26 protein-coding genes are annotated in these 21,951 nt (G+C 70.1%); 12 read left to right on the top strand and 14 right to left on the bottom strand.

The features are described from left to right. Nucleotides 1-127: 127 nt before the first annotated feature. On the bottom strand, nucleotides 128-394 hold the full coding sequence (locus ACGFZF_RS08665) for a twin-arginine translocase TatA/TatE family subunit (RefSeq protein ID WP_392582760.1): 267 nt from the start codon (nucleotides 392-394) through the stop codon (nucleotides 128-130). Nucleotides 395-433: 39 nt separating this feature from the next. Next, nucleotides 434-1,009, bottom strand: a complete 576-nt coding sequence (locus ACGFZF_RS08660; RefSeq protein ID WP_392582761.1) for a TerD family protein — start codon at nucleotides 1,007-1,009, stop codon at nucleotides 434-436. A gap of 213 nt (nucleotides 1,010-1,222) precedes the next feature. On the opposite strand from ACGFZF_RS08660, the gene ACGFZF_RS08655 reads away from it, so the two are divergent. Genes ACGFZF_RS08655 through ACGFZF_RS08645 form a run of 3 tightly spaced genes read left to right on the top strand, consistent with a single transcriptional unit; the run spans nucleotide 1,223 to nucleotide 2,985 of the window. Continuing rightward, the gene (locus ACGFZF_RS08655; RefSeq protein ID WP_392582762.1) at nucleotides 1,223-1,627 is read left to right on the top strand and encodes a BlaI/MecI/CopY family transcriptional regulator; all 405 of its coding nucleotides are present in this window, start codon (nucleotides 1,223-1,225) and stop codon (nucleotides 1,625-1,627) included. Nucleotides 1,628-1,631: 4 nt separating this feature from the next. Beyond that, nucleotides 1,632-2,561: a M56 family metallopeptidase gene (locus tag ACGFZF_RS08650; protein WP_393552120.1), complete on the top strand. Its 930-nt coding sequence runs from the start codon at nucleotides 1,632-1,634 to the stop codon at nucleotides 2,559-2,561. A 58-nt stretch (nucleotides 2,562-2,619) separates the two neighbouring features. Further along, on the top strand, nucleotides 2,620-2,985 hold the full coding sequence (locus tag ACGFZF_RS08645) for a hypothetical protein (protein WP_393552118.1): 366 nt from the start codon (nucleotides 2,620-2,622) through the stop codon (nucleotides 2,983-2,985). 59 nt (nucleotides 2,986-3,044) lie between these two features. Here ACGFZF_RS08645 and ACGFZF_RS08640 read toward each other — a convergent pair whose 3' ends face one another. Together ACGFZF_RS08640 and ACGFZF_RS08635 are read right to left on the bottom strand one after the other, a co-directional pair. Further along, a complete protein-coding gene (locus tag ACGFZF_RS08640; protein WP_392582765.1) occupies nucleotides 3,045-3,500 on the bottom strand; it encodes a tellurite resistance TerB family protein in 456 nt (151 codons plus the stop codon). Between the two features lie 552 nt (nucleotides 3,501-4,052). Continuing rightward, on the bottom strand, nucleotides 4,053-5,063 hold the full coding sequence (locus ACGFZF_RS08635; protein ID WP_392582766.1) for a sporulation protein: 1,011 nt from the start codon (nucleotides 5,061-5,063) through the stop codon (nucleotides 4,053-4,055). Between the two features lie 180 nt (nucleotides 5,064-5,243). Here ACGFZF_RS08635 and ACGFZF_RS08630 point away from each other — a divergent pair, with 180 nt between their 5' ends. Next, on the top strand, nucleotides 5,244-5,558 hold the full coding sequence (locus ACGFZF_RS08630) for an ArsR/SmtB family transcription factor (protein WP_393552115.1): 315 nt from the start codon (nucleotides 5,244-5,246) through the stop codon (nucleotides 5,556-5,558). A gap of 182 nt (nucleotides 5,559-5,740) precedes the next feature. Here the strand turns inward: ACGFZF_RS08630 and ACGFZF_RS08625 are convergent, their stop codons facing one another. Then, nucleotides 5,741-5,962 carry a hypothetical protein gene (locus ACGFZF_RS08625; RefSeq protein ID WP_392582768.1) on the bottom strand — a complete coding sequence of 74 codons (222 nt, stop codon included), beginning with the start codon at nucleotides 5,960-5,962 and terminating at the stop codon, nucleotides 5,741-5,743. Between the two features lie 209 nt (nucleotides 5,963-6,171). Between ACGFZF_RS08625 and ACGFZF_RS08620 the strand changes: the two genes are divergently transcribed. The 8 genes from ACGFZF_RS08620 (at nucleotide 6,172) to ACGFZF_RS08585 (ending at nucleotide 13,753) form a co-directional block, all read left to right on the top strand. Then, nucleotides 6,172-6,408 (top strand): hypothetical protein, encoded by a 237-nt coding sequence (locus ACGFZF_RS08620; protein WP_392582769.1) that lies wholly within the window; start codon nucleotides 6,172-6,174, stop codon nucleotides 6,406-6,408. 229 nt (nucleotides 6,409-6,637) lie between these two features. Next, nucleotides 6,638-7,975: a hemolysin family protein gene (locus ACGFZF_RS08615; RefSeq protein WP_392582770.1), complete on the top strand. Its 1,338-nt coding sequence runs from the start codon at nucleotides 6,638-6,640 to the stop codon at nucleotides 7,973-7,975. Next, entirely contained in the window at nucleotides 7,972-8,988 is a 1,017-nt protein-coding gene (locus ACGFZF_RS08610) for a hemolysin family protein (protein ID WP_392582771.1), read from the top strand. Before ACGFZF_RS08615 ends, ACGFZF_RS08610 begins: the two co-directional genes overlap by 4 nt. A gap of 124 nt (nucleotides 8,989-9,112) precedes the next feature. After that, the gene (locus tag ACGFZF_RS08605; RefSeq protein WP_392582772.1) at nucleotides 9,113-10,432 is read left to right on the top strand and encodes a hemolysin family protein; all 1,320 of its coding nucleotides are present in this window, start codon (nucleotides 9,113-9,115) and stop codon (nucleotides 10,430-10,432) included. Continuing rightward, nucleotides 10,429-11,448 (top strand): hemolysin family protein, encoded by a 1,020-nt coding sequence (locus ACGFZF_RS08600; protein WP_392582773.1) that lies wholly within the window; start codon nucleotides 10,429-10,431, stop codon nucleotides 11,446-11,448. The genes ACGFZF_RS08605 and ACGFZF_RS08600 overlap by 4 nt, the downstream gene beginning before the upstream one ends. Before the next feature lie 201 nt (nucleotides 11,449-11,649). After that, complete coding sequence (locus ACGFZF_RS08595) at nucleotides 11,650-12,216, top strand: helix-turn-helix domain-containing protein (RefSeq protein ID WP_392582774.1); 567 nt, start codon at nucleotides 11,650-11,652, stop codon at nucleotides 12,214-12,216. Then, the gene (locus ACGFZF_RS08590; RefSeq protein WP_392582775.1) at nucleotides 12,213-12,941 is read left to right on the top strand and encodes an ABC transporter ATP-binding protein; all 729 of its coding nucleotides are present in this window, start codon (nucleotides 12,213-12,215) and stop codon (nucleotides 12,939-12,941) included. Before ACGFZF_RS08595 ends, ACGFZF_RS08590 begins: the two co-directional genes overlap by 4 nt. 23 nt (nucleotides 12,942-12,964) lie before the next feature. Continuing rightward, nucleotides 12,965-13,753: an ABC transporter permease gene (locus ACGFZF_RS08585; protein ID WP_392582776.1), complete on the top strand. Its 789-nt coding sequence runs from the start codon at nucleotides 12,965-12,967 to the stop codon at nucleotides 13,751-13,753. 34 nt (nucleotides 13,754-13,787) lie between these two features. On the opposite strand, the gene ACGFZF_RS08580 is transcribed toward ACGFZF_RS08585, so the two are convergent. The 9 genes from ACGFZF_RS08580 to ACGFZF_RS08540 form a co-directional block, all read right to left on the bottom strand. Continuing rightward, nucleotides 13,788-14,159 (bottom strand): hypothetical protein, encoded by a 372-nt coding sequence (locus tag ACGFZF_RS08580; RefSeq protein WP_392582777.1) that lies wholly within the window; start codon nucleotides 14,157-14,159, stop codon nucleotides 13,788-13,790. A 47-nt stretch (nucleotides 14,160-14,206) separates the two neighbouring features. Further along, nucleotides 14,207-15,337: a hypothetical protein gene (locus ACGFZF_RS08575; protein WP_392627053.1), complete on the bottom strand. Its 1,131-nt coding sequence runs from the start codon at nucleotides 15,335-15,337 to the stop codon at nucleotides 14,207-14,209. A gap of 1 nt (nucleotide 15,338) precedes the next feature. Beyond that, a complete protein-coding gene (locus ACGFZF_RS08570) occupies nucleotides 15,339-15,974 on the bottom strand; it encodes a DUF4365 domain-containing protein (protein WP_392582779.1) in 636 nt (211 codons plus the stop codon). Between the two features lie 27 nt (nucleotides 15,975-16,001). Next, nucleotides 16,002-17,045: a serine hydrolase domain-containing protein gene (locus tag ACGFZF_RS08565; RefSeq protein WP_392582780.1), complete on the bottom strand. Its 1,044-nt coding sequence runs from the start codon at nucleotides 17,043-17,045 to the stop codon at nucleotides 16,002-16,004. A 112-nt stretch (nucleotides 17,046-17,157) separates the two neighbouring features. Then, nucleotides 17,158-18,279 (bottom strand): glycosyltransferase family 4 protein, encoded by a 1,122-nt coding sequence (locus ACGFZF_RS08560; RefSeq protein ID WP_392582781.1) that lies wholly within the window; start codon nucleotides 18,277-18,279, stop codon nucleotides 17,158-17,160. Beyond that, a complete protein-coding gene (locus tag ACGFZF_RS08555; RefSeq protein WP_392582782.1) occupies nucleotides 18,276-18,812 on the bottom strand; it encodes a deoxycytidine triphosphate deaminase in 537 nt (178 codons plus the stop codon). Before ACGFZF_RS08555 ends, ACGFZF_RS08560 begins: the two co-directional genes overlap by 4 nt. Then, nucleotides 18,809-19,348, bottom strand: coding sequence for a dCTP deaminase (gene dcd / locus ACGFZF_RS08550; protein WP_392582783.1), 540 nt, complete (start codon nucleotides 19,346-19,348; stop codon nucleotides 18,809-18,811). Before dcd ends, ACGFZF_RS08555 begins: the two co-directional genes overlap by 4 nt. Beyond that, the gene (locus ACGFZF_RS08545; protein ID WP_392627057.1) at nucleotides 19,345-20,571 is read right to left on the bottom strand and encodes a metallophosphoesterase; all 1,227 of its coding nucleotides are present in this window, start codon (nucleotides 20,569-20,571) and stop codon (nucleotides 19,345-19,347) included. The genes dcd and ACGFZF_RS08545 overlap by 4 nt, the downstream gene beginning before the upstream one ends. Continuing rightward, nucleotides 20,568-21,884, bottom strand: a complete 1,317-nt coding sequence (locus ACGFZF_RS08540) for a UDP-N-acetylglucosamine 1-carboxyvinyltransferase (protein WP_392582785.1) — start codon at nucleotides 21,882-21,884, stop codon at nucleotides 20,568-20,570. Before ACGFZF_RS08540 ends, ACGFZF_RS08545 begins: the two co-directional genes overlap by 4 nt. Nucleotides 21,885-21,951 lie beyond the last annotated feature (67 nt).

The following is a 21,951-nucleotide window of genomic DNA, read 5'->3' as shown; positions in this document are numbered from 1 at the left end:
ATGTGGGGCTGCGTCGGCCTGCGAGGGAGACCGGGAGGAGATCATCTCCCAGAATTCTCCCAGCGCAGTTACTCGTGCGCCGGCCACTCCCTGCGAACGAGGCGTTGCAGACGCATCGCCGCCGGGCTCAGGGGCGCGCGTTCCCTGAGGAGGGGCCCGGTGAGGCACCGGGGGGTTCGTCGCCGCCCTGGGCCGGGTTCTGGAGGGGGCGGCTGTCGGTCGCCTGGTAGGTGGCCTGCTGCTCCGGGGTGCCTTCGGCCTTCATCGCCTTGGCCTCGCTCTTGAGGATGCGGGCTGCCTTGCCGGCGTTGCGGGCGAGCTCGGGCAGCTTCTTGGCGCCGAGGAGGAGGATGACGACGATCAGAAGGATCGCTATCTCGCTGATTCCGAACACGGTCTTCCGTTCGCTGGAGGGGCTGTCCTGCTCGGTGGGTCAGACGTTGACGCCGAAGTCGGCCGCGATGCCGGCAAGGCCGGAGGCGTAGCCCTGGCCGACGGCCCGGAACTTCCACTCGGTGCCGTGGCGGTACAGCTCGCCGAAGACCATCGCGGTCTCGGTGGCGGCGTCCTCGGAGAGGTCGTAACGGGCGAGTTCGACGCCGTTCGCCTGGTTGACCACGCGGATGAAGGCGTTGCGGACCTGACCGAAGCTCTGGCCCCGGTTGTCGGCGTCGTGGATGGAGACAGGAAAAACGATCTTCGATATGTCGGCCGGTACGGCGGCCAGGTCGACCTTGATGGCCTCGTCGTCGCCGTCTCCCTCGCCGGTGAGGTTGTCGCCGGTGTGCTCGACGGAACCGTCCGGGCTGGTGAGGTTGTTGTAGAAGACGAAGTGCCGGTCGGAGACGACCTTCCCCGTGTCGTTCAGGAGCAGGGCGCTCGCGTCGAGGTCGTAGGCGGCGCCGGTGGTCGTGCGGATGTCCCAGCCCAGGCCGACGGTGACCGCGCTCAAACCAGGGGCTTCCTTGCTCAGCGAGACATTGCCGCCCTTGGAGAGGCTCACTCCCATGTCGTCTTCCTTCCGGAACGTGGCGTGCTGGAGCCAGTAAATCTACAGTGATGTAGAAAAGTCGGGAAGGGTGACCCCGATGCGGTGGCCCCGTTCCCCGGGCGGCGTACGTCGCCACCAACATCACGGAAACGGGCGCGTACCGAAGCGTGTCGCCTCAGTACGATGTACCGCCTCGTAGGAGGCAGGACGAGTCGGTGGGAGGGCGGCGGAATGACGAGGAACACGCGAGAGGGCCAGGACGCCCCTCCCCGGCGTCGGGGACAGGGCGAGCTCGAAGCGCAGGTGCTGGCCGCGCTGCGCCAGGCCGGCGGTGCCCATACCGCAGGGTGGGTGCAGGAGCGGATTGGCGGTGACCTCGCGTACACGACCGTCATCACGATCCTGACCCGGCTGCACGCCAAGGGCGCTGTGTCCCGCGAGCGGGCGGGCCGGTCGTTCGAATGGACGGCGGTCGCCGACGAGGCCGGGCTCGCGGCGCTGCGGATGCGGAGGGTCCTGGACGGCGAGACGGATCGGGAGGCGGTGCTTGCCAGCTTCGTGACGGGCCTCTCGCTCGACGACGAGCGCCTGTTGCGGGACCTGCTGGCTCAGGACCCTGAAGAGGGGGAAGACTGACCGCATGGGGGTCTTCGTCTTCCTGCCGCTGGTTCTGCCCTTAACGGCGTGGCCGGTCGCACGCCTTGCCGAGCACCATCTGCATCCGCGGACGGCCACCTGGCTCCTCGCCGGCGTGTCCGGTGTGCTTGCCGTGTGCAGCACCGTGTGTCTGGCCCTGCTGATGGTGGTCGGCACCGCGCAGCTTCCCGGCAATCCGCTGCCGGACGGCTGGTCCGACCCGGAGGTTCGTGAGGCGGTGCCCTACGACGAGGTCGCGGGGAAGGTCGCCATCCCCGCCCTGTTCGCCGTCCTCGCCTCATGTGTCAGAGCGGGGTGGCGGCACCGTCGAGTCCGCCGCCGCGCCGGCCGCGCGTTGGCGGGCCTGCCCGCCACATCGGTCGTCGTTCTGCCCGACGAGACGCCCTACGCGTACGCGCTGCCGGGCCGGAAAGGACGAGTCATCGTCACGACCGCGATGCTCGCCACCCTGACCGGGTCCGAGCGCCGGGCGCTGTTCGCACACGAGCGTGCCCACCTGGACCCCCGACATCACCGGTTTCTGCTCCTCGTGCAACTGGCCGCCCGTGCCAACCCGTTCCTGCGGCCCCTGCGCACGGCAGTGATGTACACGACCGAGCGATGGGCGGACGAGGAGGCCGCCGCCCGGATCGGCAGCCGCCGCGTCGTGGCGCGAGCGGTCGGCAAGGCCGCGCTGATCTCCCGTGGCGCGCCTTCGGTGACGCTCGCGGGCTTCGCCACGGCCGGTCCTGTGCCGCGCCGTGTGGCGGCCCTCCTTGGCCCCGCTCCTGCCGCGAGCGTCTGGCCGTCTTTGTTCACCAGCGCGGGTCTGGCCGCGTGGGGCGCGGCGGCCGGCACCACGGTCTCGGCGCTCTCTTCCGCGAACTCGGCCGTCACCCTGTTCCTGATCCTGAAGGCGGCGACCCCTCTCTGAGGCGGCCTGCCCGCTCCTATCCTGGCTCCCGTACATACCGGGGGAATGAGGGGGACTGATGGACTGGTTCTGGTGGGTCCTGATCCTGTTCTGGACAGGCGGCTTCGCGTGGGCGGCCGACAATATCCGTACGGCGCTGCGCAATCGCCACGAGCGCAAGTTGGAACTGCTGGAGGGGGCGAAGCAGGAACGCCTCGCACTTGAGGCCGCGCACAAGCCGCCGGAGCCGGTGTGCGGGTGCACGCACCATCTCGCGAAGCACGACAAGCAGGGCCGGTGTCACGAGCGCGTCGAGGTACCGACGGCCTGGGACGAGCACAAGAGGCCGGTCCGGTACGAGGCGGGCCAGTGCAACTGCCAGCAGTACGTGGGACCGCAGCCGCTGTCACAGGTGTTCGCGGAGGAGCTGACGGACCTGGCCTGACAGAGGGGAAAGGGTGGGGCCCGCGACGACGGGGCGGGCCGCACCCTGGAGGTCGTGGACTACAGGTCGAACTCGTGCGGAGGGAGGTCGAGGGCGAAGCACGCCTCCCGTACGACCGCCTGCTCGTCCTTGTCGAAGTCGCCGTCGGCGCCGCCGATGATGATGCCGATCTGGATGACGGCGCGGGCCTCGGCGGCCTTCTTCTTGGCCTTGGCGACCTCCTGGAGGACGCTGACCTTGCCGAAGTCGAAGTCGGCGGTGAGCTTGTCGCAGTTGGCCTCGAAGCGGCGCTGGAGGTCCTCGGCCGGGAAGTTCTGCAGTACCTCGTTGCTCATGATGAGCTGGGCGACCTTCTGCCGCTCGGACGGGTCGATGCTGCCGTCGGCGGCGGCGACGAGTGCGCACATCGCCATGCTGGCGTCACGGAAGGCGCCGCTCTTCAGGTCGTTCTTCTTCGCCATCAGCTGCGTCTGCATCGTCGACGCGGATTCCTTGATGCGGTCCCACAGGGCCATGTCCGAGCTCCGTTACGTGTCGGAGGCGGTCCGGGCCGGATGGGGACGGTCCGGACCACCCACATCTTCTACGTTGATGTAGAAACTACCAGGCGTTGAGCCGCGCCGCGCTGTTCCCGGTCAACTCGTCCGTGGCCGCCCCACGAGAGGGGCGGCTTCTCGGGCGAGCGGCCGTCGATGTCGGCGTCGCGAGTGAGGCCCTTGCCTCCGCAGCCATCCCGCGCTTGGCCCCTCCTGTGGTCTGTTCGCCGGCGAGCGACGCAGGGTCGGGGCTGCATGCCGATGCGGCCAGCGGGGCGGCAGCGATCGCGGCGAGGATGAGGGGGCGTGCTCGCATGGCGGGCTCCTGTGGGGAGAAGCGGTGCCGCTGTATCCCCCAAGCCCGGAATCTACAGTCCCGTAGAGGCAGACCCGGTTGACACTCCCGGGGACGCGCGCCGGATGGCCGTGTGGCCGTACGAGCGCGATCCCGTCCGGTCGGGGAGGAGGGCCCGCGACCGGCATGCGGTCGCGGGCCCAGGAGGGGTGCGGATGAGGCGTCGTCAGGCTGTGTCAGCCCTCGTCGCCTTCCTCCTCGTCGCCCTCGAAGAAGTCGCCGATCTCGTCGACGGCCTCGGCCGCGACCATGCCGCCGACGACGCCGACCGCAAGACCTGCCGCACCGGCCGCGATCGCGGTGCCCATGCCCGGCCCGGAGCGGTGGCCGTGGTCGTCGTGGTGACCGCCGTGGTGATTGTCTCCGTGGCCGTATGCGGCGTGGGATCCGTACGAGGAGTGCGCTCCGTGCGAGGCGCGGTGCTCGACGAGCTGGCGGATCCAGCCGTCGACCTCGGCGTTCCAGTTGGTCTGCTCGACGCCATGGTGGCCGACGGTGAAGCGGGTGACGGTGTCGTGGCCCTCGGAGAAGAAGCCGCCGCGCTTGTCGGCCTCCAGGATCACCTCCAGACCGGCGGGCCCGGCCAGGAAGGTCACCTCGATCTCGTTGATCTGATGGGCGTACTGCGGGGACGGTGCGAGTTCGATCTCCTGGTAGAAGGGCAGCTGCTGGCTGGTGCCCCGGATGTGCCCGAGCTCCAGATCGGCCGACTTGAAGCCGAAGCCCAACTGGCCGAGGGCCTCCAGGATCGCTTCCTGCGCGGGCAGCGGCCGGACTGGGAGCGGGTCCATGTCGCCCTTGTCCTTCGCACCGGCGACGCCCAGCTCGGTGCGTACGCCGAGGACGATGCCGAGGCCCTGCCCGTACAGCTCGGTGATCGGCGTCTCCCACGGCAGCGGGAAGGAGAACGGCACGCTGTGCTGCTCGCCCTCGGCGAGGCGGAAGTTCCCGCCCACCACGTGCTGATGGAAGACGACCACGCCCTCGGACTCGCCGTCGTGGTGCTCGGCCTCGACGCGGGCCACGAGCTCCAGGGTGATGTGCTCGATGGTGAAGTCGGCGTTCCCGCCCTTCAGGTGCACCTGACCGCTCAGGACGCCACCGGGCGTCACCGCGCCGGGATCCAGCACGGTGTCCACCGAGGGGCCGCCCACGCCGAGCGAGCCGAGCAGACGCTTGAACACCATTGGGCGTTCACTCCTTCATATAGCTTGTGTGGTTCAGCACTTGGGCCGGACAACCTCGGGCCATCTACATGCGTGTAGAAGCATAGAGGTGGGATGTCCGTCCTGGAATCAGCCGGAGTCGTGCCGGGCGCACAGATTCGGACAGCGGCACTGCCTTGGGCCGGGGAGGGGTGCGAACAGGTGACGTCGGACGACATACGTGTGCTCGGGGGCGCGTCCGGCGAGGTCCTGGAACGGGCGGCCGTGACCTTCGGGCTGCTGGCGTCCCCGGTGCGTCTGCGTATCCTCCGGGCCTTGGCGCAGGGCGAGAGCGACTTGGCACGTCTGACGGATCAGGTCGGCGGAGCGCCGTCTATGATCAGCCAGCACCTGTCGGCCCTCAAGCGATCCGGGCTCGCCGGAGTGCGCAGGGACGGGCGGCGACAGGTGTACTTCATCAAGGACCCTGCCGACGTCACCGTGGTGCGGATCATGATCGAACGGCTCTCCGCGTGAACTGGAGCACGGCCGGCACCGGCGACTGATCTCCATCGCGGCGGCCCTTGACCGCATGGCTCCTCCCTGCGACGTGGCGGATCCGTCATCTTCAGGGGCTCGCCGGATCGAAGCCGTACCTCAGGTGCTCATCGGCGTCGGCACCTCCGCAAAGGCGGCGGTGCCGACGGAAGTCGTCAGCGCTACTTGGAGGCGGCGTCCAGGTCGGCGAGCGCCTGGGCCCAGCGCACGTACTTCAGGTCCGCGAGGTCGGCGACCGTCTTGACGCCGAACGCCTCCCGAAGAAGTTCGCCGTCCCGGTCGGACACGCCCTTGAGCGCGGCGACAGGTGCCGCGAGGATCTCGGGCAGGCTCTTGTCCGCCCACGCGCCGTCCAGCACCTTGTCCAGGTCGATCGAAGCCATGACGTCCTCCCACGGGTGCAGCGCGGGAACCGGGTCGAGCGTGCAGACACGCACGCGAACCCAGCCCGGCGCTCTCTACAAGACTGTAGAAGAATATAGGGTGAGGGCTTCAGCGGGCTGCTACTCAGGGGATGTTCGGAGAGAGTGTCCGAAAGGTGCTTGTGGGGAACAGCCGTTGCGCCCAGGGTCACCGCGAGGGAGGCAGTGAGATGACGGACGAGCCGCAGGACGCCCGCATGATCGCCAAGGGCGATGCTGCCCGCCGACCCCGCGGCACGGTTGCCGTGTTGGCATTCCCCCTCGGTCTTCTGGGCGGCGTCCCGCTCGGCGTGATCTGGAGAGGCGACCTCGGCCTCGGCGTCGTCCTGGGGCTGGGCGTGGGCGCGGTCGCCGCCGGTGCCGGCTCCAGGGGATGGGGCCGGTCCGGAGTCGCCGCGCGCCGGTAGCCGGGAACTTCCGCGCTGTGGCGCTCCGCGCCCTGACAGATAGCTGGGACATCGGCTCTCGATGCCGGTTTGCCTTTCCTTTACAGTGGTGTAGAGCCTGCGTGGTCGTCTGACCACCGTTTCCGCCGAGGACGAGAAGGAGTGAGCGACCCGCAATGGGTGAGCCTCCCAGTACCAGCCGTGCCACCGCCTGCCCGGACGCGTCGAGCCTGGGAGCGGGGGTGGCACGGTGACCGAGGTGCTTCTGCTGCTTCTGGCCCTGGCCCTCACGCTGGCGTGTGCGGTGTTCGTGGCGGCCGAGTTCTCGCTCACCACCGTCGAGCGCGGTGAGCTGGAGCGGGCCGTCGAGGCGCGGGAACGCGGTGCCGAAGGTGCGCTGCGTGCGGTTCGACGGCTGACCGTTCAGCTCTCCGGAGCCCAGCTGGGCATCACCGTCACCTCGCTGGTCATCGGCATGCTCGCCGAGCCCTCGCTGGCGGCGCTGCTGCGCGGCCCGCTCGAAGCGATCGGTCTCGGCGGAGCGGCTTCCACCGTCGCCACCGTCCTGGGTGTGGCGATCTCCACGGTCGTGCTCATGGTCGTGGGCGAGCTCGTGCCGAAGAACTGGGCGATCTCCCGGCCGCTGGCCGTCGCCAAGGTCGTGGCCGGCCCCCAGCGGGCCTTCACCGCCGCCTTCGGGCCCTTCATCCGGCACCTCAACAACAGCGCGAACCGGTTTGTACGCCGCTTCGGCCTGGAGCCGGCCGAGGAACTGGCCACCGTCCGGACCCCCGCCGAGCTGGCATCCCTCGCCCGGCACTCGGCGGCCGAGGGCGCCATCGAGGCGGACTCCGTCGAGTTGTTCGTCCGTACGCTCCACTTGGGCGAGCTGACGGCCGAGAACGTCATGACCCCGCGTGTCGACGTCCGTGCCTTGGAGGCGCAGGCCACGGCCGCAGATGCCGCGAACCTCACGTATGCCACCGGCCTGTCCCGCTTCCCCGTCTACCGGGTCTCCCTGGACGACGTGATCGGCACCGTCCACATTCGTGACGTCCTCGCCCTCGAACCCGCCGCCCGGGCGGCCACTCCGATCACCGAGCTGGTGACCGAGCCGCTCCTGGTGCCCGAGACGCTGCCCGCCGACCGGCTCCTGGAGCGGTTGCGGGCGAGCCGGACCATGGCGGTCGTGATCGACGAGTACGGCGGCATGGCCGGCGTGGCGACGGTTGAGGACATCGTGGAGGAGGTCGTCGGCGAGGTCCGCGACGAGCACGACCCCGTCGAGGTCCCCGACCTGCTGCCCGCGCCGCCCACCGAGGACGGCCGGGCCACCTGGGAGGCCGACGGCGGCGTACGGATCGACGAGCTGGCCCGCATAGGGCTGCGCGCGCCGGAAGGCCCGTACGAGACGGTGGCCGGCCTGATCTCCACCCGCCTCGGCCGGATCCCCGCCCAGGGCGACGCGATCACGCTGGACGGGTGGCGCCTCGACGTCCTCGACGTCGAGCATCACCGGGCGGATCGAATCCACCTGACCGAACCCGCCCGCATCGCGGAGCCGAAGCGGCACGAGGTGTCCCGATGACCGCCGTCCAGCTCGCCATCGGTTTCCTCACCCTGCTGACGAACGCGTTCTTCGTGGGCGGCGAGTTCTCCCTGATCTCCGTACGGCGCAGCCAGATCGAGCCGTTGGCGCGCGAAGGCGACCGGCGTGCCCGCATGACCCTGTGGGGCCTGGAACACATCTCTGCCCTGATGGCCACCGCCCAGCTCGGCATCACCGTGTCCTCCTTGGTACTGGGCGCGGTCGCCGAACCGGCCATCGCCCACCTTCTGGAGCCCGCTTTCGACGCGGCCCATGTGCCGCATGGCCTCGTCCACCCGGTCGCGTTCGTCATCGCGCTCACTCTGGCCACGTACGCCCACATGCTGATCGGCGAGATGGTCCCGAAGAACATCGCGCTCGCCGCCCCGGTGAAGACCGCGCTGCTCCTCGGCCCGCCGCTGGTCGCCCTCACTCATGCGCTCAAGCCTGTCGTCTTCGGCATCAACGCCTTCGCCAACACACTGCTGCGGCTGCTGCGCGTCGAGCCGAAGGACGAGGTGTCCTCCGTCTTCACCGACGACGAGCTCGCCCGCATGGTCCAGGACACCAGCGAGGCCGGACTGCTCTCGCCCGCCGACGGCGAGCGGCTGCGTGACGCGCTGGAGCTGGGTACGCGGCCGGTGGGCGAGATCCTCGTTCCCGCCGGCAGGATGGTCACGGTCGACCACCGGATCACCCCGGCCGAACTGGAGCGGGCCGCGGCACGCGCGGGCTACTCCCGCTTCCCGGTCGCCGGTCCGGCCGGGGCTGTCCTGGGCTACCTCCACATCAAGGACACCCTCGGCGTCACCGACCGGGACAAGCCCTTCCCGCGCTCGGCGCTCCACCCGGTGACGAGGGTGGGAATCGACACCCCGCTGGACGACACCCTCACCGCTCTTCGCGCCGCCGGCAGCCACCTCGCAGCCGTCACCGGCCAGGCCGGAACCGTCCTCGGCTACGTGACGATGGAGGACGTCCTGGAGGAGCTGGTCGGCCCCGCCGCCGTGTAAACCCGCGCGCCTCGTCACGTCCCCGCAGATACTCAGTTCCGATCACTGCCCGATGAAGGAGCACCTTCTTGTCCGCCAGATCGACGCACCCCGACGCGATGTACGTGACGGGGTGCGGTAGCCGATGAACGCTGCTCTCGGCCTGCTGGCCGTCCTCGTGCTGACCGCCGGCACCGGCTACTTCGTCGCCCAGGAGTTCGCCTACGTCGCGGCCGACCGCATCACGCTCGCCGGCGAGGCGGCAGCCGGCGACAAGCGGGCCGCCCGCGCGCTGAAGGTCCTCGAACGCCTCTCCTTCATGCTCTCCGGCGCTCAGCTCGGCATCACCGTGACCGGTCTGGTCGTCGGTTTCCTGGCCGAGCCGTCGGTCTCGGCGCTTCTGAAACCCGCTCTGGAGGGGACGGGGCTGTCCGAGGGCGCCGTCTCCGCGATCTCCGTCGTTCTCGCCTTCGTCGTGGCGACCGTGCTGCAGATGGTGCTCGGTGAACTGGCGCCGAAGAACCTGGCGCTGGCGGTGCCCGAGCGGCTGGCCAAGTCGCTGGCCTCCTCCACCCTCGTCTACCTGAAGATCGTCGGCCCGGTCGTCCATGTCTTCGACGGTGCCGCCAACAAGCTGCTGCGCAAGGTCGGCATCGAGCCGGTCGAGGAACTGCACCACGGCGCCACGCTCGAAGAGCTCAGCCACCTGATCGGGGAGTCCCACGAGCAGGGTCAGCTGCCGGCCGACACCGCCGAGCTCCTCGACCACGCCCTGGAGTTCTCCGAGCGGACCATGGACGAGGTCATGGTGCCCCGCGTGGACGCCGTGTTCGTACGCAGGGACGCCACGCTCACCGAAGCCGTCGAGCTGATCGCCAAGCACGGCCACTCCAACTACCCCGTCCTCGGCGACCACCCTGACGACATCGTCGGCGTCCTGGGCGTGCGGGACCTCGTTCGGTTGCCCGCCGACCAATTCCCCGACCTGACGGCGGGGGAGTCCGCCCGGCGCCCGTTGCTGCTGCCCGACACGCTTCCGCTGCCGCAGGCCGTCGCCCAGATGCGGGAGCGCGACGACGAGTTCGCCGTCGTCCTGGACGAGCACGGCGGCGTCGCCGGCATCGTCACGTACGAGGACATCGCCGAGGAGCTGGTCGGAGACATCGCCGACGAGACCGACAAGGTCGTCACCGTCGCCGTCCCGGACGGCGACGGCTGGCGGATCGACGCGGGCCGCCGCCTCGACGAGATCGAGGACGCCACCGGCATCGCCCTACCCGAGGACGACGACTACGACACCGTCGCCGGCCTGATCATCGACCGGCTCGGCCGCTTCCCGACCATCGGCGACCACCTCACCGTCGACGACGTGCGCATCGACGTCCTGAGCCTCGACCGCCACGTCCCCGAACGCGTCCGCCTCGAACGCGTCGCCGCCGAACCCGCCGAGGAGGCGCAGGCATGAGCTTCCCCATGGCCCTCTTCGTCACCGTCCTGCTGCTCATCGGCAGCGGCTTCTTCGTCGCCGCGGAGTTCGCACTCGTCGCAGCCAAGCGCCACCGCATCGAGAAGGCCGTCGCCGACGGGCACCGCGGCGCCAAGGCCGCGCTCGCCGGAATGCGCGAGCTGTCCCTGATGCTCGCCGGCGCCCAGCTCGGCATCACCCTGTGCACCCTCGGCCTTGGCGCCATCTCCAAGCCCGCCATCTCCCACGAACTCGACCCGCTCCTGGTCAAGCTCGGCCTGCCCACTGCGCTCAGTTACGGCATCGCGTTCGCCGTCGCCATGATCATCGTGGTCTTCCTCCACATGGTCCTCGGCGAGATGGCCCCCAAGTCCTGGGCCATCGCCCACCCCGAACGCTCCGCCATGCTCCTCACCCCGCCCTTCCGGGCCATGGTCAAGGCCGTACGCCCGCTGCTCTGGCTCCTCAACAAGATCAGCAACGCGCTCGTACGGATGTGCCGCGTCCAGCCCCGCGACGAACTGACGGCCGTCCACAACCGCGAACAGCTCACCCACCTCGTCGAGGAATCCGAACGCCTCGGCCTCATCAACAAGACCGACTCCCAGCTCATCACCCGCTCCCTCACCGAGCCCCAGACCCCGGTCGCCGAACTCCAGACCCCGGCCGCCGACATCGTCGCCGTCCCCGCGAGTGCCGACCTGGAGACGGTCCTGGACCGCGCCGCGGACGCCGACCGCACCCGTCTCCTCGTCCGCGACGGCGACCGGATTCTCGGCTCCGTCCACATCCGCGACGCCCTCGTCGCCGCCGCCCGGGGCCGCACCCTCACGGCCCGCGACCTCGCCCGCCCCGTCCCGGAACTCGCCGCCACCGACACCGTCTCCCACGCCGTCGAACGACTCCGCCAGCGACGCGCCTCCCTCGCCCTCGTACGGGACGAACATGGTGCGCTCACCGGCCTGGTCAGCCTCGACGACCTGCTCGTACGGATCATGGGACCGCAGACGGTCTGACAGCCCCAGGAGGAGCGGCCACCGTCGCGTGGGCGCGGGGTTTCCCGGGGCCAAGCGCTCGGCACGGCACGGTGGCGTCATGGATCGCCTCGCTGCGTCGGCGTCCGAGATCACCAGCCGGTGGCCGACGGAGGTTCTGGAAGCGGGCGCTCGGCGCAGGTACCTCTCGTCGCAATAAATGTTAGCGACTAACATTCAAGGGTGAGCAAATACGACCGCACGCACGAAACCCTGCGCACCGCCGCACTCGAGCTGTTCGCGGCCCAGGGCTATGACGCCACCACGACCGCGGCCGTCGCGGAGCGTGCCGGGGTCAGCGAGATGACGCTCTTTCGGCACTTCGCCACGAAGGAGGCGTTGCTTCTGGAGGACGCCTTCGACCCGGCGGTCGCCACCGCGGTCCGCGCCCGGCCACCGCGGGAACACCCGATGCGCGCGGCCGCCGAAGGCATCCGCGAGGTCTGGCGGCAGCTTCCCGAGGATCAGGTGGAGTCGGTCCGCGAGCGCATCCGGATCATCGCCAGGGCCAAGGGGCTGCACGGCGCGATCGAGCGGAACAGCCAAGCCACCGTCGTCGCCCTTGTCGGCGCGCTGTGCGAACGCGGCACCACGCGGACCGAGGCCAGGGTCGCGGCCAGCGCCGTCGTCGCCGGACTGAGCGTCGCCCTCCTCGACTGGGCGGGCGATACGGCGGAGGCGATGGCGCCTGGTGCGGCAGGACTGCGGGACCTGCTCGACCGTGCTTTGGACACCCTGGGCGGCCGATGATGAGCCTCACCTTCGAGGGCGTCGGCGTCCGCTACCCGGGTGGGGCGGGCGTACACGGCCTCGATCTCACCGTGGCACCGGGGGAGATCGTGGCTCTCATCGGCCTCAACGGCGCCGGTAAGACGACTCTGATGCGTCTGGCTCTCGGCATGCTGCGCCCGGCCTCAGGCGTCGTCCGAATCCTGGGCCGCCCACTCGACGAGCTCCCGCGCGCCCTGTGGGCGCACGTCGGTCAGCTCGTCGAGGTGCCGTCCGCCTATCCCGAACTCACCACGCGCGAGAACCTCGGGATCGCCGCCCGGCTGCGCGGAGCCGCACCTGCGGCGGCGGAGGCGGCCCTCGACGAGTGGCACCTCGGCGAACTCGCCGACCGCCGCTTCGGCCGGCTCTCGCTCGGCAACCGCCAGCGCGTCGGCCTCGCCGCGGCGCTTCAGCACCACCCGCGCCTCATCGTCCTCGACGAGCCGAGCAACGCCCTCGATCCCGCCGCGGTCCTCCTGCTCCGCGATGCCCTCACCGGCAGGGCGCGGGCGGGGGCCGCCGTACTCGTCAGCAGCCACCATCTCGACGAGGTCGCCCGGATCGCCCACCGCATCGTGATCATGAACGCCGGGCGGCTCATCGGAGACCTCGACCCGGTGGGCGCCGACCTGGAACGGGCGTTCTTCGCCCGCGTCCTGGCCGACGACGAAACCCGAACGCGTACGAAAAGGGAGGTCCTGTGACGGTCGCATCCACGGTGACGCCGATGACCGCTCGGACCGCCCTCGCCTCCGCGTTCCACTGTGAGCTGCGCAAACTCGCCCGCTCCCGAGTCGGCGTGCTCGGCACCACGGTCATCGCCGGCGGCATCCTGACGATCACCGCGGGAATCAGCGGGGCCCTCGCGGGAGGCAACCCCGAACTCGCCGCGAAACTCGGCCCGACCGCCACCCTGGACTGGCCGGGGCTGCTCACGGTGATCGCGCAGATCACCGGAGCCGGCGGGCTCCTCGGCTTCGGCACGGTGCTGGCCTGGATGTTCGCCCGTGAGTTCGCGGACGGCACCGTGGTCGGCCTCTTCGCCCTCCCGGTGAGCCGCGCCCAGACCGCGGCCGCGAAGATCGCCGTGTACGCGGTGTGGCTGCTCGTCCTGAACGCGCTGCTGGTCGCCGGTCTCCTCGGCCTGGGACTCCTGCTCGGTTACGGTCTCCCGGACGTCGCCGCCTGGTCCGGAATCAGCCGCCAGCTCCTCCTCGGCCTGTTCACCGGGCTCGTTGCGCTGCCCGTCGCTTGGGTCGCGACCGTTTCCCGCTCGCTGCTGGGCGGTGTCTCGACGGCGATCGGCCTCGTCGTCGTCGCCCAGGTCGGTGTCCTCGCCGGCGCGGCCGGCTGGCTGCCCCTCGCCGCGCCCGCCCTCTGGGCGATGGGGCACGCCGCGCCCGACGGCCCGATCGCACCAGCGACGACGGCTCAGCTCGCGGTCAGCGTCATCTTCTCACTCGCCTTCGCGGCGCTGACCGTTGTGGCCTGGTCCCGTCTCCAGTTGCGGCGATAGGACCAGATCGGACGGCGAGAATCGCCAGGATCGATCAGTCGAGGACTGCGGTGGCCTCGATCTCGACCAGGTGCTCGGGCACGTCGAGTGCCGCGACGCCGATCAGCGTGGCGGGCGGCACCGGGGTGACCCCGAGCTGTGCGGCCGCGCGGGAGATCCCATCCAGGAGCAGGCTGAGGTGACGGGTTTGCGCACGGCCGATCGGCTGGCGGGCCCTCTGATCTCGGGGCGGGTTGCAGTGGGCATGGATGCCGTCGGGTGGCCGTCTCGTTGCTGCCCGTACTTGTTCGCGCGGCCGTCCTTCTCGTGAGGGTGCTACTGCGGCGAGGACCACGCGGCCGCCGTGGGCGTGATGCGGAGCACTGCGCCGTACGGATGTCGCCAGGTCCGTGGCGTCCTCGACCACGACCCCCGGCGGGGCCCGAGTAGGAGGCCCTAGCGGTGAGGCTGCCGTCACTGGCCGAGGGACGGGTCCGGCCCAAAGTCGACGACTTGCATGGTGGCCGATCCCCCGGGTGGGCTGTTGAGCACCCCACGGACGCGCACGGGGATTCCGGAGTCATGGCAGCGGACGGCTTCGTGGTAGCCGGCGTCGGGGAGGTCCATCCAGACCGTACGGCTGCGTCGCTGGATGAGGGCTTGGACGCCCACCCTGCCGGTCTCGTCGTCCGGATGCCGATTCAGGTGGGTGACCAAGCCGAAGATCACGTTCTCGCGGCTGTAGACACTTGTCTTGAGCTGGTCGGACACCCGTTCCACGATGGCGATGGCATCGTGGTTGAACTCGACCTCACGTGGCGTGCCGGGCGGCGCTGCTGCCACCCGGGACCAGTTGAAGGTGACGTCCAGCGTGTCGACGGCGTCGCTGTTCACGACCTTCGACAGGGCTTGGCACAGCTCGTACGAGACGCCTTCCCCGATGGAATCCGTGATCTCGCTGGGAGTAGGCACCCGTTCGGCACCGGCCATCTCCTCCAGCACGCCCAGAGCCCGTGACATCGTCGCGGTGACCCGTCGGTCGAAGAGCGTCTCCTCGATCTTGATGTCGATCTGCTCCTGCCCTCGCTCGTAGACGTCCAGCGGCGACCGCGCCTGGCTGATGATGGGCACGATGTACGAGCCCTCGCGGGTCTGTCCGAGGCGTACGTCGCGCGCCTGCTCCCGAGCGCGGGTGGGGAAATTTCGAAAGTGTCCCTGGCGACGGATGGTTGCCGCAGCCGAGGCCACGCGGAGGCGCTTGGCGGACTGGAACAGCTCGAATCCGGCGTCCAAGGGAATCGATCCGTCGCGGATGGTGGGGTGGGAGGCCCTCAGGTCCGTGACGTCGTGGAACACGGATGCGATGGCGTCCAGCACGGTCCGCGTGTCTGCGGCACTGACGCGCGCCAGGTCGTCGACGAGCATGCGCGCCCGCTTGCCGAAGTCCGGGGCACCCGGCTTCATGGGGACGAGGACGACTTCCTCGGTAGGCCCCGGCAGCCGCCAGAGTTCGGCCACGTCGCCTCCGGACACGGTGGACCAGCCGGTGACCTTGAGATAGCTCCGGATCTCATCTGGCCCGAAGGGGAGCGTGTCGCTAGCCATGTCAGTTCACCCCTGCGCTGCCGGACAGAACCATGCGGCGCGCCATGTCGAACATGCCGCGCATGGACTTCACTGAGAGCTGTTGTTCCTCCGGGAGACTGATCGCGGTCGTGGCTTGGCTGGTCGCCGAGTCTCGACCGTGTAGGCAGGCCCAGTAACCGTGACAGGCGAGCACTACGGAATCGGAGTGCTGGGTGACCCAGAGCTCGAGGTTGGGAGGAACCACCAGGAGTACCAGGTGCCCAGGCGCCGAGCGTTCTGTGCTGCGCAGTTTGTTGTAGGTCTCGATATCCAGGTCGAAGCTGTACCCGCCCCGGATGACCCGCGGACTCTGGGTGCATTTGAGCTGAAAGTCGACCATCAGGCCGCGATCCCGGAGCGTGACGTCCACACCGTCCTTGTCGACGTTCCACTCGCCCACGGTGTAACCACCTTGGGAAGCGAGTGCGTGCACGTACGCGCGGCTGATCTGTTCCTTCTGCCAGCTGGTCGCCTCGCCTGCCACGCGCCCTCCCCCTCGCCGCTTGATCGCGAGGATAGGTGCGGACGAAACATGTGGGAACAGGGCCTCAAGCTCCAGGCCGTCGCCATGAGTTGGTGGCGCACATTTCTCGCCACGCGTGTCCAGCAGAGCCACGGCTCCTCATCCTTGAAGCCGCTTGTGTCAGGCGAACGCCAGCTCGCGGAACGCATTGCGGACGTCGGTCAGCGGCTGGCGGTCGCGGGTGTAGTAGAGCTTGTTGGTGAGCAGCACCGCCCAGCGGTTCTGGGTGGGGGAGATCCACATGCCGGTGCCGGTGAAGCCGTAGTGGACCCAGACGTCCTGCTCGTCGGTGGTGCCGGGGGCCGGGTGCCAGAACAGGCCGCGTTGGGGCTGGAGGCCGCCGGTCTGCACGGTGAGGGAGTGGGCGGTCCACTCGGGGCCGAGGCCGGCGTCGCCGGGGGCTGTGGTGTGGTCGAGCATGTAGCGGAGGAAGGCGGCCAGGTCGTCGAGGACGGTGAAGGTGCCGGCGATGCCGCACACTCCGCCGAGGAGCCGGGCGGAGAAGTCGTGGGCGGTGCCCTTGAGGTGGGTATCGGTGTCCTGGTCGAGCTCGGTGGGGGCGCAGCGGGAGGCGAGGTCCGTGGGTAGCGGGCCGAAGCGGGTTGAGTTCATGCCCAGCGGGCGCCAGGTCCTCGTCTCGGAGAGCTGGTTGAGGGGCTGGCCGGAGAGGTGTTCGGCGAGGTAGCCGAGGATGAGGGCGGCCCGGTCGGTGTACTCGACGGCTTCGCCGGGCGGCCGGTTGAGGGCTTCGTGCAGGACCCCGCGACGGACGCTGGCCGGGTCGGTGCCGTAGAGGTTTTTCAGTTGGGCCCGGAGGGGGAGGCCGGCGGTGTGGGTCAGGAGCTGGCGGGGGGTTACGGCGCCGAGGGGGTGGCCTGTGACCTCGTCCCAGAAGGTGCCGAGCGGGGCGTCGAGGTCGAGGACGTCGTCCTCCCACAGGGCTCCGATGGAGGCCCAGACCGCGAGGATCTTGGTGAGGCTGGCGGCGTCGAAGACGGTGTCCGGCCGCATCCTCACGTCCGGTTCGTCGGGGTCCAGGACGCCGGTGGCGCCCGCCGCCCGGATTCCGCCGGCGTCGCCGACGGCCCACACCGCGCCCGGGTAGACCTTGTCGCGGATGCCTTCGCTCAGCAGGTTCTCGATGCGGTCGGTGCGGTACGGCATGGTCTCCCTCTTCGTGTGGGCATCCCAGCGGCCAGCGTAGTGACGTGGGCCGGGCGGGCCGGGCAATGGCGTGCCGCTGCCCGGCGGGGTGTTGCCCGGCCCCGGACGGTTCTCAGGTGAGCTGGTGGGCGAGGTCGGCCAGTTCTCGGGCGGTCTTCGACAGGGGGTATCGGGCAGCGTTGGTGTATCCGGCCTGCTGCAGGGCGGAGAGGAGACCGGGTTCGGTGCGCAGGCGATCCAGGTCCCGGGTGAGGGCGGTGGGGTGGGTGAAATCGGTGGCCAACCCGGAGCGGGCGAGGACTTCGCTGAGGCCAGGGACGGGCTGGTAGAGAACGGGGAGGCCGCAAGCTTGGGCTTCCAGGGCGACCAGGCCCATGGCCTCCAGCGTCGTGGAAGGCATGACGAGCGTGTCGTACTCGGCGAACGTTTTCCACAGCTGTGGACGGCGGAGCCAGCCGAGGTAGCGGGCTCTCACCCCGGCCCGTTGCAGCCGTGGGGCCAGCGCACGGAACTGGGTGCGCGGGGCGGCGATCGACAGCTCGACGCCCTGGAGCGGAGCCACGCTCCTGATCAGGGCCTCGACGCCCTTCTCCGCGGTCAGCCGGCCCGCGTACAGCAGGCGAAGGTGGCTCCTCGACGGGTGGTTGGTGCGGACGGGCGGGTGGCTGAGGAGCTGGTCGGGGACGCCCCAGGGGATGTGAGTGATCTTGCGGCGGTCGGTCTGCGGGGCGAGCTTGAGGAGGTGGTCGGCCATAGCAGGAGTGGGGACGACGATGGCGTCGGCGGCCCGGGCGGTCGCCCGCAGGACCTGGAGCTGGTCGCGGTGGGCTTCGGCGAAGATCAGGTCGGTGCCGTGTACCAGGGCGATGCGGGGGTGCGTAGGCAGGGCCCTCATCAGGGCGGGGGTGGCACCGAAGGCAAGGTGGTGCAGGTGCAGGACGTCGATCCTGGAGGGGTCGATCGCGGCCGTCAGGGCTCGGCGCAGGCTGGCGACGTACCGGTTGAAGGCCGGTCCCTCCAGGCACTTGCCGCCCACGCTGAGAAGGTCGAGGCCGGCCGGGGTCCGGGGGCGGGGGCCGGCTGGGGTGAGCATGAAGGCTCTCGCGGGGATGAGGGGGTTCTCGCCGGTGTAGAGGTCGAGGAAGAGTTCGACGCTGCCGCCGGGGCTGTCGGCGGGCAGGTCCAGAAGGGTAGCGGCCAGCGGCCTCGAGGCGGGGCTGACGAGAGGGTTCACCGGCCGCCTCCATCGATCTCCTCGTAAAGGCGGGAGATGTCGATGCCGTCGGTGTCGGCGTATTTCGCGAGCTGCTGCTGGTAGCTGGCCGGTGTGCCCTGGGCGGCCAGGAAGACCAGCTTGCCGAACGTCATGCCAGGGAAGACCCGGACAGGCCGAGCAGCCCGGATCTCCAGGGTCCAACGGATCGCGTGGCCCTGGTGGCCGAGCGGGGCGGAGACGTGGACCCAGATGCCGAGGGCGCCGATGGTGCGGTCGCCGTTGAGCATCTGCGCGTATCTCTCCGAGCCCGTCCGCTCGTGGGTGACACCGAGGTAGAGCAGCCCGGGCTGGAGGACAAGACCGGCGCTGGCGATTGTCTGTTCGGTGTAGGCGGTGGGGACGGCGGCGTCGAGATCCCCGGCGCATACGCGGAGGGTGTTGCCGAGGCTCCAATCGTAGGCGTTCGGGGAGACGCGGGCGGGGTCGTACGGGTCGATGGTGATCTCGCCGGCGCGGACGGCGGCGGTGATCGCGGGGCCGGTGAGGATCACGGCGCGACCGCCCCGACGCGGGCGGCGTCCCGCCAGTAGCGGGAGGGCTGGGGGCCATGGGCAGCCTGGTACTTGCCCGCGTACAGGTCGATGTCGCCGGTGGAGACGAAGAAAATGATCTGCCCGATCTTCATTCCGGCGTACACGCGCAAGGGGCGGATCGGGGAGAGCATCAGGGTCCACTGGCCGTGGAAGCCGATGTCGCCGATGGGGGCGGTGATCTCGACGAACAGGCCGAGTCGGCCCACGGAGGAGCGGCCGAACAGCAGCGGGACGAAGGTGTCGGAGCCGACCTGTTCCAGGGTGTGACCGAGGTACAGCTCGCCGGGCTGGAGGACGTACCCGTCCTCGCCTATCTCGACCGTGGCGGTCGGGTTGGGCTGGTGGGCGTCGATGACGGTGGCTGTGTAGGTCAGCAGGGTGGGGCCGAGGCGGACGTTGTAGCTGTTGGGGTTGACTTGCCCGGGTTCGAACGGGCTGATGGCCAGGCGGCCGTCGCGGGCGGCGGCGGTGATCTCTGGGCCGGTGAGGATCATCGGGCACCGTCCTTCTCGGTCCTTGGGTACGGCGTGGCGATGGTTCCGCGGACGGCCTCGCTGAGGCGGAGGCCGGCTTGGTGGGTGCGTCCGCCGAGGTAGGTGTCGGCGAGGTAGTCGGTGGTCAGGACGGACCGGAAGCCCTGCGGCAGCGGCTGGGGGGTGAAGGACAGCGGGCCGACGTGCTCGGTCAGGTGCGTCAGCAGGCCGTCCAGGTCCTGGGCGTACCGGTCGGGAAGGAAGGCGTGGACGAGCTGGTTGTCGAACGGCTCGATGGCCAGCAGGTCTCCGAGCGTCAGGTCGTCGCCCAGGCGGGTGGAGCGCAGGGCGGTTTCGTTGAGGAGGACAGCATCGGCGCCGAGGCCCGTGTGCAGTCGGGTGGTGATGTCCTGGAGGAGCCGGCGGCGGTCGAGGACGGTATCGCGGTAGGGCTCGGCTAGGGTGCCGAGGGGAGTGGCGAGCATCCGGCAGGCGGAGCTGATCCTCTCGTCCAGGGCCGCGAGGTCGTCCGGGACCACCGTCGGGGCGGGGACGACGGCGGTACGGGCGGCCCATCCGGAGCCGACTGGCTCGGCGGCGGCGTATCCGGCGGCCAGCTCACGGCCTTTGACCACGAGGGTGTCGCCGATGTGTACGGGCCCATAGGTGTCGCTGTGGCAGTGCCCGGCGAAGATGACGTCCACGAACGGGCAGGCGCCGGCGAGCTTGAGGTCCTCGTCGAAGCCGGAGTGGGACAGCACGATCCACGAGTCCACGTGGTGGTGTTCCAGCATCAGCTCGCGCAGCGCGGTCACGGGGTCGGTGACGCGGTGACCGGCTCGCTGGTCGGCCGGGATGGTGTGGAACGCGCGCACGCCGATGACCGCGGTGACGGCGACCCGGCGACCGTGCACGTCGACGACGCGGATGCAGCTGAACAGCGGCCGCCCGGTGGCGTCGTCGACGGCGTTGGCGCAGACCGTCATCTCGCGCAGTCCGGGCTCGAAGTAGTGGGGCCAGCCGTGGTTGCCGGGTGCGAGCACGTCGTACAGCGTTGTGAGGATCTCCCGCTCGATGGCTCCCTTGCCCAGCCGGTAGTAGCCGGTGCCCTCGAAGAAGTCGCCGCAGTCGGCGATGAGCGAGGTCGCCTTGAGGTGGTGCAGGTGCGGCAGAAGCCTGTGGGCCTGGTCGAGGGCGGAGTGCAGGTCTGTGGTGGCCACGATCTGGCCGTACGTCCTGCTCATCGCGGTACGTCGGTGAGGTCGGCACCGAGGGCACGGAGCTTGGCGGGCAGGTCGGCGTGGCCGCGGCGCAGCTGGTCGAGCCCGCTGACGGTCGTGGCGCCCCGGGCCCCGAGTCCGGCGATCAGGAGGGTGGATCCCGTGCGGATGTCGGTGGCCTTCACCGCGGTGCCGTTCAGGCGCTGGGGTCCGGACAGACGGCACCGGGTGGGCGTGAGTTCCTCGATCTCTGCTCCGAGAAGGGCGAGTTGGGCTAGGAGGTTGCCGTGGCGGCCGGGGTTGATGTCGTCGCCGAAGAGGTGGATGCCGGGCAGGGTGAGGGCCAGGGCCATCAGCGCGGGCTCGAAGTCGGCGTCCAGACCGTCCGGTGTCAGCGAGGCGACCGCACGCAGCGGCCGTCCGCTCGTGGCGCTGGCCTGGTGAACGGTGATCGCATCTGACGTGAGGGAGACGGGGATGCCGGCCCAGTCCAGCAGATCAGCCAGCACCTGGAGATCTGAACCGGCGACGCCTTCGATGCGGCCTTCGCCACCAGTGGCGGCGATCGCGCAGGCCAGCGTTCCCGCCTCGATCTTGTCGCCGGGCACCCTCCAGGCGACGGTCCCGGCCGAGATGCCCGGTGGCGGGGCCAACGTGATCTTGTCGCTGTCGGCGTGGGCCGTCCAGCTGGCGGACCGTAAGGCGGCGAGTACGCCCGTGGTCTCCGGGGACAGGTTGGGATTGCCCAGTTCCAGGCGGCTGCCGGCCACGACCGCCCGGCAGAGCGCGGCGATGCTCGCTCCCCGCGAGCGGAACGGCAGCGCCAGAACGACCTTGTCGCGGGCTTGACTGGCCGCCAGGACTCGGTATCCGGAATCGTCGAGCAGAACTGCGTCGCCGAATGCCTCGTAGACAGTGAAGTGCAGGTCCATTCCGCGGTTGCCGACCTGGCAGCCGCCGGGCCAGGGAAGGGCCGCCTGTCCGTGAGCGGCCAGCAGCGGGGCCACCAGGTAGTAGGAGGCCCTGATGCGGGCGGCGTCGGTCAGGTCGGGCGCTGCGGCCGGGTGCTCCTTGGGCGCCACGATCACGGCCCCCGGCTCGGCGACCGGGCGGGCGACGCGGTAGCCGGCCTGTTCCAGCAGGCCGAGCATCCGCTGGACGTCGGCGCTGCCCGGGATGCCGGACAGGCGAACGTCGCGACCCAAGGACGCGGCGGCGGCCAGCAGCGGCAGAGCCGCGTTCTTCGAGCCGTCCACCCGAACCGTTCCGGCGAGCGGGCGGCCGGGGCGAACGGTGACGGCGTCGACGTCTCTCGTACGGGCAGGTGAATGGTCCATCAGAACTTCCTCGTCGCAGGTGGGCTCGGTGGTGGGGCTCAAGGGGCGGGTCGACGGCGGCCAGCGC

Source organism: Streptomyces sp. NPDC048338, assembly GCF_043201055.1.
Lineage (GTDB): Bacteria > Actinomycetota > Actinomycetes > Streptomycetales > Streptomycetaceae > Streptomyces.
The sequence above is the reverse complement of the archived record's forward strand: the minus strand, read 5'-3'. Positions and strand labels throughout refer to the sequence as shown.

Excerpts from the sequence above, each read along its gene's own strand:
- ACGFZF_RS08660 (WP_392582761.1), bottom strand. The coding sequence starts at position 1,009 with ATGGGAGTGAGCCTCTCCAAGGGCGGCAATGTCTCGCTGAGCAAGGAA.
- ACGFZF_RS08655 (WP_392582762.1), top strand. The coding sequence starts at position 1,223 with ATGACGAGGAACACGCGAGAGGGCCAGGACGCCCCTCCCCGGCGTCGG.
- ACGFZF_RS08650 (WP_393552120.1), top strand. The coding sequence starts at position 1,632 with ATGGGGGTCTTCGTCTTCCTGCCGCTGGTTCTGCCCTTAACGGCGTGG.
- ACGFZF_RS08645 (WP_393552118.1), top strand. The coding sequence starts at position 2,620 with ATGGACTGGTTCTGGTGGGTCCTGATCCTGTTCTGGACAGGCGGCTTC.
- ACGFZF_RS08640 (WP_392582765.1), bottom strand. The coding sequence starts at position 3,500 with ATGGCCCTGTGGGACCGCATCAAGGAATCCGCGTCGACGATGCAGACG.
- ACGFZF_RS08635 (WP_392582766.1), bottom strand. The coding sequence starts at position 5,063 with ATGGTGTTCAAGCGTCTGCTCGGCTCGCTCGGCGTGGGCGGCCCCTCG.
- ACGFZF_RS08625 (WP_392582768.1), bottom strand. The coding sequence starts at position 5,962 with ATGGCTTCGATCGACCTGGACAAGGTGCTGGACGGCGCGTGGGCGGAC.
- ACGFZF_RS08620 (WP_392582769.1), top strand. The coding sequence starts at position 6,172 with ATGACGGACGAGCCGCAGGACGCCCGCATGATCGCCAAGGGCGATGCT.
- ACGFZF_RS08610 (WP_392582771.1), top strand. The coding sequence starts at position 7,972 with ATGACCGCCGTCCAGCTCGCCATCGGTTTCCTCACCCTGCTGACGAAC.
- ACGFZF_RS08605 (WP_392582772.1), top strand. The coding sequence starts at position 9,113 with ATGAACGCTGCTCTCGGCCTGCTGGCCGTCCTCGTGCTGACCGCCGGC.
- ACGFZF_RS08600 (WP_392582773.1), top strand. The coding sequence starts at position 10,429 with ATGAGCTTCCCCATGGCCCTCTTCGTCACCGTCCTGCTGCTCATCGGC.
- ACGFZF_RS08590 (WP_392582775.1), top strand. The coding sequence starts at position 12,213 with ATGATGAGCCTCACCTTCGAGGGCGTCGGCGTCCGCTACCCGGGTGGG.
- ACGFZF_RS08585 (WP_392582776.1), top strand. The coding sequence starts at position 12,965 with ATGACCGCTCGGACCGCCCTCGCCTCCGCGTTCCACTGTGAGCTGCGC.
- ACGFZF_RS08575 (WP_392627053.1), bottom strand. The coding sequence starts at position 15,337 with ATGGCTAGCGACACGCTCCCCTTCGGGCCAGATGAGATCCGGAGCTAT.
- ACGFZF_RS08565 (WP_392582780.1), bottom strand. The coding sequence starts at position 17,045 with ATGCCGTACCGCACCGACCGCATCGAGAACCTGCTGAGCGAAGGCATC.
- dcd (WP_392582783.1), bottom strand. The coding sequence starts at position 19,348 with ATGATCCTCACCGGCCCAGAGATCACCGCCGCCGCCCGCGACGGCCGC.
- ACGFZF_RS08545 (WP_392627057.1), bottom strand. The coding sequence starts at position 20,571 with ATGAGCAGGACGTACGGCCAGATCGTGGCCACCACAGACCTGCACTCC.
- ACGFZF_RS08540 (WP_392582785.1), bottom strand. The coding sequence starts at position 21,884 with ATGGACCATTCACCTGCCCGTACGAGAGACGTCGACGCCGTCACCGTT.